This is a genomic window from Parcubacteria group bacterium, from assembly GCA_041657845.1.
Classification (GTDB): domain Bacteria; phylum Patescibacteriota; class Minisyncoccia; order Moranbacterales; family JAKLHP01; genus JAKLHP01.
This window is the reverse complement of the sequence record JBBABD010000034.1, coordinates 1-8,072: the sequence shown is the minus strand read 5'-3', so window position 1 is coordinate 8,072 and position 8,072 is coordinate 1. Positions and strand designations below refer to the sequence as shown.

The window sequence follows — 8,072 nt, the reverse complement described above, 5'->3', positions numbered from 1 at the left end:
TCTCGATATTTGCCTGATGTTCTTCCAACGTTTTGGCGCAATGGATTTGCCTGTCGCTGTCGTGAAGATAATACAAACAATCCGTTTGAGCCGGGTTAAGCACCGCTTCAATCGCGTCCAGGCCCGGATTGTCGATCGGATAAGGCGGTAATCCCTTGTTTTTATAAGTATTATACGGCGAGTCGATAGTTCTGATATCATCCGCCGTAATCGGTGCCCACCAGCCTGTGTCGGTTTTACCTCTCGCGTATTGCACTGTTGCATCAATTTCCAGGCTCATATCACTATTCAGTCTATTCCAAAGTATTCCCGCGATCATAGGCATATCGTCTTTTCCTCCGGCTTCCCGCTGGATAATCGAAGCCAGCTTCAGTCCGGTGGTCCATTTAATATTTTGCTGGGCAAACTGAGTGACATAAGGCGCAAATTTTTCATCGAAATTTCTGGTCATCCGATTGGCCATATCCAATCCGCTGTCCGAAACCGGTATAAGGTAAGTATCCGGGAAATATGTTCCCTCGATATAATCGATTTTCATTTTAGTGATCGACGTATTCCACCTATCAAGATCTTCATCGCTCCAGTTGAAAGTTTTGGCCAGAAGCTCTCCGATTTGTTCCTTTCTCCATCCTTCGGGAATAACCACCCATTTCATATCAGGAGAAGAAGTAATCTTCGTGGCAATTTGCCAAGCGCTCATGTTTTTTGAAACATTGTAACCATCAACCGCTATTTGTTTATGTTTGAAAAATAGAACTAATTTTAAAGCCACTTTATTTTTAATTAATCCTTGGCTTTTCAGCTTATCCAATGTTTGTGTTTCAGTTTGGTTTCGATTGACAATAAAAACAACTTTTTCTTCCTGCAATTGAGGTGCGGAAAAAAATAGGTGGTACATCATAAACAAGCCTGCGATAATAATTACCACTAGTCCGATAATAATTCCGTATTTTTTTCTACTCATAATTTCAGTTTCCAATGAATATAAATATCAGTGTAAAATAAATTCAACATTTCAATTCAACATTTTTCTGATTTTTTCAGTTATTTTTTCGGGATGCTTTTTTATATCCAAGCCCCATAACCTCAAAACTTTATATCCGGCCTTTTTTAACAGCATTGATTGTCTTTTGTCTCTACGGATGTTGTCTTCGATTTTTCTCCTCCAAAACTTCGGTATTTTATTTTTCCATTTTTCGAAATCTTTTCCATGCCAGAAATCGCCATCGGCAAAGATAGTTAATTTGTTCTTTAAAAAAACAACATCGGGTTTGCCCGGTAAATTTCTGACATTTTTTCTATATCTTTTCTTTTTCCAAAAAGGATTCACTATCTTCAATAATTTCTTCTCTATATCGGTTCCAGTCGTTCCAACCTTCGACATCAACACACTTCTATCTTTTTTTGATAATCTGTCCATATGAATCAATCCTGACGATTTTTTGCATTATCCAGTCTTCCGAAAAGATGAGACAGTAAGCTAAGCATATCCAAGCAATCCTCTTCCGAGAAAAGTCCCGTGTCAACCAATTTTTCTTTATATTTCGGAAAACTGTGATCAAGAGGATTTCTGCAACCGGCAACAACTCCCTTGGATAAAAAATGCTGACCATTTTGAATTGTTCTCTCGGTAACCGAGTTGCAATCCGTAATAAGTAATTTTCCGTTTCCCAGGTTGAATGCTTTGTCCATATTATTCGAATCATTTTGATCGTCAACTTGAGCTTTATCTTTTACTTCTGAAATATAAAGCCTCGAGGCTAATTCGGTAGCTTTAAAATAGTTTTTGTTCACATAGTCTTCTTTGGCAATATCTTTTATTTTCGGATGCAAATGCCTCCAATGATATCTGGGATATTCCGGAACAATTTCATGAATACTTTTAACCGCTTTATTCGCAATTTCCTCTGGAAGTTCCGACTCTTTGGTTATAGCACTCAAAATAGGTTCCATCTTAACCCTTATATCTTCCGGTAATTTGCTGAACCAATCTGTAATATTCACTCCTGTTTTTTCGGTTATTTTTTTCTCTCTTGCTTCCGCTCTTCTCTTTCTCCAATCCTGTTCCATCCAATTCAACATGGATCTCAAATAAATTCTCAGTTTTTCCATTTCGGGATGACCCCAGTTAAGCATTTGCCTGTTTGTTGAAATCACATCCTCTCCCAAGTCATCAACAAAATCAACTTCAAGCCACCCGGTCAGATAAGAAAAAAAGTGGCTCGAAGTACTGTCGGAAAAATATTCTGGCCAATTTACCAACTTTTTTCTCGAGAAAAGTGTGACACCCCGCATATTCGTTTTAGGCGGTATTGGTTTTTCGGTTGTAAATAGATATCCTGTAACTTTTTCTTTATTCGGATAATCGGAATCCATTTTAATATCGGGCTGAACGTTCCAATCGACTTCTTTCTTGAGATCGGCATATTTCTTGTCGTTGTTCACCGAAATAGAATCGCCTGAATTGTGCTGAATGGTTATACTGAAACTCGGATCAAGAATAAAAATTCTGGATAAGCTAACCGATAGGTCTTCAGGAGCAAAATCACTTTCTCTTTGTATTTTTCTCAAAATAATCATTGTGCCATGTTCTTTGTGAGAACATCGTTCATCTTTTTTTATGAGTGTCGGACTATATTCTTTATCGGAAGAATTTTTTATGTCTTCCCATTTCATCAAAAACACATTTTCTTTCCCGTCTTTTTTGGATGAAATTTCTATTTCATGAGCGATACCAAAAAAAGCCAACTTCCCCAAACCCTTTTTTCCTATAGCCTTCCTACCTTTTGCCGATATTTTATCACCATCTTCAGCTCTTCTGTTTCTTCCTATTCTCAAAAATTTTTGGTTGATATCATCGAAACTCATGCCTATACCATCGTCGCTAATGATAATTTCTTTATTTTTGTCTTTGTCCAATAATATTATTTTCACATTGTCGGCATCGGCATCATAAGCATTAGCAACAAGCTCGGCCAATACCGGAGGTAAGGTGGAGTACATACGAACACCCAGATGTTCGATAGTAAGCGGATCAAAAGTCATCGTTAATTTATTGTTTTGTTTATCGTTTTTTGTCATAACTTTTAATTATCGATTTCCCAAGTTGCTTTGCAAATAATGGGGGGACCGCATTTCCGATCATTTTGGCTATTTCCGATATACTTTTCCCGACAAATTCGAAATCTTTTGGGAATGTCTGTATTGATGCCCCTTCACGTAATGAAATGGCACGATTTTCTTCCGGATGAGTAAATCTACCGTTACTGATACTGAAAAACTTTGTCGTAATCGTTGGCGAAGGTTTATCCCAAGACATCCTTGCGTAATTATCGGTAAACTGTTTTTCCTTCCCTGCATAACAATCGAGATTGTATTTTTTATTTTTCTGCCATTTTTCTCTTCCTCCACCATTTTTGGGAGTAAGCTTCAAACGTTCCATATTCTTTTCCGACAAACCGGAACAAGTATGCAAAAAAAGTGTCGCGTCTCTGTGCCCTGCTTTTATTTTCGAAAATCCGTTTTTTTCACCTATACATTCATTCAATAATGTTCTTTTGTTTTTTCTTTCGGGTAATATGGGATTATTTACACGTGAAGCTATTAATGTAAATCTTTTTCGCATTTGAGGAATGCCATACCATGACATATCGACAATTTCGCAAACAACCTCGTACCCGTTCCTTTTTAGAAAATCAATAAAACCACCCATTGGAGATTCTTTTTTTGAAGAAATTCCCGGCACATTCTCAACAATTACATATCCAGGCAAAAAATACTCGACAAACTCTTTAAAGTTTACGATTAAATTTTTTGTTTTTTTTGATTTTTCTCTTGTAGTATTTATGATGCTCCAATACTGACAAGGTGCGCATCCAACAAAAACCATAGCATCATCTTTCTTCGAAATTTTCATTTCTTTTTGCAGGTCTTTCGGCGAGAATTCCGAAACATCTTTATGTAAAAAAACACTACCAGGATTATTTTTTTCGTAAGTTTCTTTACAAATAAGATCATTGTCTATGCCTGCCAATACTCTTATCCCAGCCTCTCTTAATCCATAAGTCATTCCCCCAGCTCCACTAAAAAAATCTATTGCTTTTATTTTTTTTGTTTTTTTCATATACTATTCGATAGACATTATGCTTAGTCGTATTTTTTCGCAAAATTGAATCATCGTTTTATGTTTTTATCCTACGACAAAAACGGGTATTTAACAAGCATTCATATTTTTTGTCACTTGATATAAAATATGGTTTTATTGATTTTTGTCCAGTTAATAACATCCTTTTCTTGCTCTTCTGATCATATCAACCACCTCTCTGGCATTCACATCTTGCTCATAAATTTCATCCAGCTGCGAATCGGAGTATTTACTGAAATATTCGAATCTGGCATCTTCCAGTTCTTTTTCACTGTCATCAAAAACTTTTTCAATTAATTTGTCTATGCTCATTGTTTTTTTATTAGTTGTTAAAGGCGATTTTCAAAAAATTTTCCCATCCTGTGTCCGAGGCCTAAACTGCGATATTTTTTAACACATCGAAGGAAACATAGGCCTCCGGCATCCGCTTAACGAAAATTAATTTTTTTATTTTTTTATTTCTTCTTTAAGTTAATAATTACTTCGCTGGATATTTATTGTAGCACTCATCTCTTTCTCCTCTTCGTAGTTCGTCATGGGAATTTGAGATGGCAATCGGTAACGTGCAGTTCTTGGCTCTACCCAATCGCTTGCATGACGAATCCCATCTGTCTATGTAAAGTTGTTCCGCATAGTTTAAACATTTTTCTCTGCCGATTTCTTTTAAGAATTCATCCTCTCCTTTAAATTTTGCTGTGCTTTTGTAAGTCTTGTAGCATTCATCCATCGCATCTGTTTTTTCTTTTTCAAGAGGAAGATAGTTTAGAGGGGGCATAGTACAGTCATCTTCCCGTTTAAGTTTATGGCATTCTACATTTCTTTTCTCTATATATTTGTTGTAAGCCTCTTGCTTGCATTCAAATCTTTTATTGGCAATTGCAACGTCTTCGTTGTCTTCGCTCTTAACTTCCTTGGTATTGCTCACAGTACCCGCAGATTTGGGTTTCTGACTGACTGGAGAATTGTAATCGCTACAACCTGAGAGAAGAAATACTGCACCCAGTATACCGACAATAGCCAGTATTTTTGTTTGTTTGATTTTTCCCATAGTTTTTTGTTTATTTAATTACTTTTGCATAACAAAAAGGGACAACCCCCTAGGGTCGCCCAGTCGCAAAACCAGTCGTGTACCTTTCGGAGAGTTGCCCCTTTATATACACGACCAGTCCAGGCTCTTGAAAGTCTGGTTGGTTTTGCGACTGGTATTTTGTTATTTTCATTTTATCTTTTTAAAGAACTACCGTCAATCTGTCCTCGCAAGCGTCCAATATTTTGAGATAGTCCATCTCTTCTATCCATATCCTTCTGAGCGGAAGTTTATCCTTCGGAAGCCTGCCTTTGAACGCTCCCATTTTTCTCAGTTGTCTTGTCCATTTATCCAGCGGCCCTTTGTAATCCGACGGAGGAATCGCTGGAAGGTAATGCTTTTTGCAGTTGCACATATTTTTTTAGATTAAAAATTAGTTAACGAACGATTGATTAGCATACTTCAGCTAACACCACCTCCTTTCTAAGTTTAGGGTTAGCGATATGTAAATACTTCTCTGTTGTTGCGATCGTAACGTGTCCGGCTAATATTTGAATGGTTTTAATGTCAGCACCTTTTTCCAGCATCCGAGTACAGAAGGAATGGCGCAGGCTGTGACAGGACACATTTTTCTGGATGCCAGCTCTTTTGAGATAACTTTTAACCAGTAGCCCGATTCGGCGATTAGTCATGCGCCTGCCGAAACTACTCGTGATCAAGGGCTTATCCGAATCAATGTTTTTTATAAACTTATTGATAAGCAGATTCAGTTTTATGTTAATCGGAATTGTTTGTTCTTTGTTTCCCTTGCGATGGATTTTTATAGTTTTATTCTTCGTATCCAGATCGCCGATGTTTAGATTTGCCAGCTCGTTTAGTCTCATTCCAGTTTCCACCAGTATCCGGATAATTACTTCGTCTCGTAGGCTTCCTGATTTCTCAACCGCTTGCACCAGCTTTTTTGTTTCATTCTCAGTAAGCCAGCTCGGCTCTTTGATTTCTACTTTCGGACTGGGTAATCCTTTAGTTGGATTTTCCTTAATCAATTTTTCGTCCTCAAGAAATTTGAAGAACATTCTAATTGAAGTCAGCTTTCGCCTTCGGGTAATCGGCTGGTTTTTATCCGATATAAAAGAAAGGAACTCACGAATGTGAGTCCTTGTTATTTTTCCTTCCGTAGTTACTTTTGAGAATTCTTGGAATTCATTCAGATCCCTTATATATGCAGTGGAGGAGTGAGGGCTTAGTTCTTTATCGACCTTCAGATAGGTCGCAAATTCGTTTATATATCTCATGGCTTTAGCTCTTTAATTTGGCTTGTTTAAAGCGTAACTAACATCGCATAGCGATGTTACCTCACACGTAAAGGAAGTCAACTTTTTTTCTCGCCGAGTTATCCACTCCACCAAAAGGATACAAAACGTGTATTATGCGACCTTACCGCCTGCACCGAATGAACGCATTTTTACGCCGTTATTTTAAATTTGCCTCGGTTTCTGCCAATTGCCGAAATATACTCCAGTGCTTGAATTTCCCGACTGGACGGCGTAAAGCACACTCATACCAAGACTGATAACATGATCGGAATACTTACCCGACTTGTGGTCAATTCTCCAACCGTAACTCTTCTCTTCAGCGTTCAAATTGAGTAATTCTTCCTCTAAAAATTTATTCGGAAAGATACGAATGAGTCCGTTATGAAAAAGGTAAAATAAGTTTTGCGATAACTTTTGAATTGAATTGGAAGTGAACGTGAATTCTTCCATCTTGATACTACCTCGCAGTCTTTCGGCTGTTCCCTTCATTTGCCAAGGGTCGAAAATGTTCCTGATGATATTGAAATTTTCATTCGCCCACACGATGTCTTTTTCCACATCTGCTATAAGAACGGGGGAAGATTTATTTCCGATATAAGTCTTCACATAATCCAAATAGATAAGCTTGTCGTCCGGGTCTTTGTGGCAAATAGTCATTACCGTTCTATCTCGCACAAGTCCTAAGTCAACCGCCAGATAATATTGAAGATTATCCTTACCACCGAGTTGGGGTTGGAGAACTGGGTCGATGCATTGATGAATTTCCTCTCTAGTCAAAAACGAGTTTTCTCCCTGACTCCATTTATTTTCATGGAGTCGTTGATAGACATGGGTTGGCAATCGTTTCTTTTGACTCTCCAGATATTCAGACGTAATCCAATCGCTCAGATTTTTCTCGCTCCAAAAAAAATACATATGGCTGTCTTTTTTCTGAATGCCCGCTTGGTATAAATCGTAGAGCAATGAAGTCTGGTCGCTTCCAGCGTAAGTCACAATGAACGTGAGTGGTTCGCGCCTCACTGGAGATTGGGTAAGCGCATCATATAAATCCCGATTGGGCTGATTCCATATTTCATCGAAAATAATAGCCGAGCCATTTAATCCATGCAGAGTTGGAGCGTCAGCCGACAAAACTTTATACAAGCTATTCGTGCTGGGAACGACAATCTCGTCTCGGTATATTTTGACTGAAGCCAAAAGTATAGGATTTCGTTCAATCGCTTTTTTGGTCATGGAAAAAATAATCTTAGCTTGGTCTTTATCGCCCGCCACCGAATATACCTCGGCATTCGTAACATCGGCGAAGAGCATATACAAAGCCACGCCACTGGCGAGAGTTGATTTTCCGTTCTTTTTAGGCACTCCCATCAGAGCCAAATTGTATTGGCGCAATCCGTTTTTATCTTTAGTCTGGAAAACATCTCGCAGGATTTTTTTCTGATAATCCTGAAGCACTATTGGCTTCATATCCTCAAGAATGTATTGTTCTTCAAGGAAGACACAAATGTCACGTTTATATTCCAGTAATTTTTCATTGGTTATTGGTTTCATCTTCTTTATCGAGGCTTAATTAAAAATATGGGAG

Annotated in this window: 9 protein-coding genes; all 9 read right to left on the bottom strand. The window is 38.0% G+C overall.

The window, feature by feature from the left end:
- On the bottom strand, positions 1 to 964 hold a 964-nt coding region (gene mltG / locus WC906_04565), incomplete at its 3' end, for an endolytic transglycosylase MltG (protein ID MFA5777685.1).
- Positions 965 to 1,015: 51 nt separating this feature from the next.
- Complete coding sequence (locus WC906_04560) at positions 1,016 to 1,420, bottom strand: DUF559 domain-containing protein (GenBank protein ID MFA5777684.1); 405 nt, start codon at positions 1,418 to 1,420, stop codon at positions 1,016 to 1,018.
- Between the two features lie 5 nt (positions 1,421 to 1,425).
- Positions 1,426 to 3,081 carry a TIGR02391 family protein gene (locus tag WC906_04555; protein ID MFA5777683.1) on the bottom strand — a complete coding sequence of 552 codons (1,656 nt, stop codon included), beginning with the start codon at positions 3,079 to 3,081 and terminating at the stop codon, positions 1,426 to 1,428.
- Positions 3,065 to 4,123: a DNA cytosine methyltransferase gene (locus WC906_04550; protein MFA5777682.1), complete on the bottom strand. Its 1,059-nt coding sequence runs from the start codon at positions 4,121 to 4,123 to the stop codon at positions 3,065 to 3,067. The genes WC906_04555 and WC906_04550 overlap by 17 nt, the downstream gene beginning before the upstream one ends.
- A 153-nt stretch (positions 4,124 to 4,276) precedes the next feature.
- The gene (locus tag WC906_04545; protein MFA5777681.1) at positions 4,277 to 4,456 is read right to left on the bottom strand and encodes a hypothetical protein; all 180 of its coding nucleotides are present in this window, start codon (positions 4,454 to 4,456) and stop codon (positions 4,277 to 4,279) included.
- Positions 4,457 to 4,622: 166 nt separating this feature from the next.
- Complete coding sequence (locus WC906_04540; protein ID MFA5777680.1) at positions 4,623 to 5,192, bottom strand: hypothetical protein; 570 nt, start codon at positions 5,190 to 5,192, stop codon at positions 4,623 to 4,625.
- A 181-nt stretch (positions 5,193 to 5,373) separates the two neighbouring features.
- Positions 5,374 to 5,586: a hypothetical protein gene (locus WC906_04535; GenBank protein ID MFA5777679.1), complete on the bottom strand. Its 213-nt coding sequence runs from the start codon at positions 5,584 to 5,586 to the stop codon at positions 5,374 to 5,376.
- Positions 5,587 to 5,623: 37 nt separating this feature from the next.
- A complete protein-coding gene (locus WC906_04530; protein ID MFA5777678.1) occupies positions 5,624 to 6,466 on the bottom strand; it encodes a tyrosine-type recombinase/integrase in 843 nt (280 codons plus the stop codon).
- Between the two features lie 183 nt (positions 6,467 to 6,649).
- Positions 6,650 to 8,038, bottom strand: coding sequence for a terminase large subunit (locus WC906_04525; protein MFA5777677.1), 1,389 nt, complete (start codon positions 8,036 to 8,038; stop codon positions 6,650 to 6,652).
- Between the last annotated feature and the right edge of the window lie 34 nt (positions 8,039 to 8,072).

Excerpts from the sequence above, each read along its gene's own strand:
- WC906_04560 (MFA5777684.1), bottom strand. The coding sequence starts at position 1,420 with ATGGACAGATTATCAAAAAAAGATAGAAGTGTGTTGATGTCGAAGGTT.
- WC906_04555 (MFA5777683.1), bottom strand. The coding sequence starts at position 3,081 with ATGACAAAAAACGATAAACAAAACAATAAATTAACGATGACTTTTGAT.
- WC906_04550 (MFA5777682.1), bottom strand. The coding sequence starts at position 4,123 with ATGAAAAAAACAAAAAAAATAAAAGCAATAGATTTTTTTAGTGGAGCT.
- WC906_04545 (MFA5777681.1), bottom strand. The coding sequence starts at position 4,456 with ATGAGCATAGACAAATTAATTGAAAAAGTTTTTGATGACAGTGAAAAA.
- WC906_04540 (MFA5777680.1), bottom strand. The coding sequence starts at position 5,192 with ATGGGAAAAATCAAACAAACAAAAATACTGGCTATTGTCGGTATACTG.
- WC906_04535 (MFA5777679.1), bottom strand. The coding sequence starts at position 5,586 with ATGTGCAACTGCAAAAAGCATTACCTTCCAGCGATTCCTCCGTCGGAT.
- WC906_04530 (MFA5777678.1), bottom strand. The coding sequence starts at position 6,466 with ATGAGATATATAAACGAATTTGCGACCTATCTGAAGGTCGATAAAGAA.
- WC906_04525 (MFA5777677.1), bottom strand. The coding sequence starts at position 8,038 with ATGAAACCAATAACCAATGAAAAATTACTGGAATATAAACGTGACATT.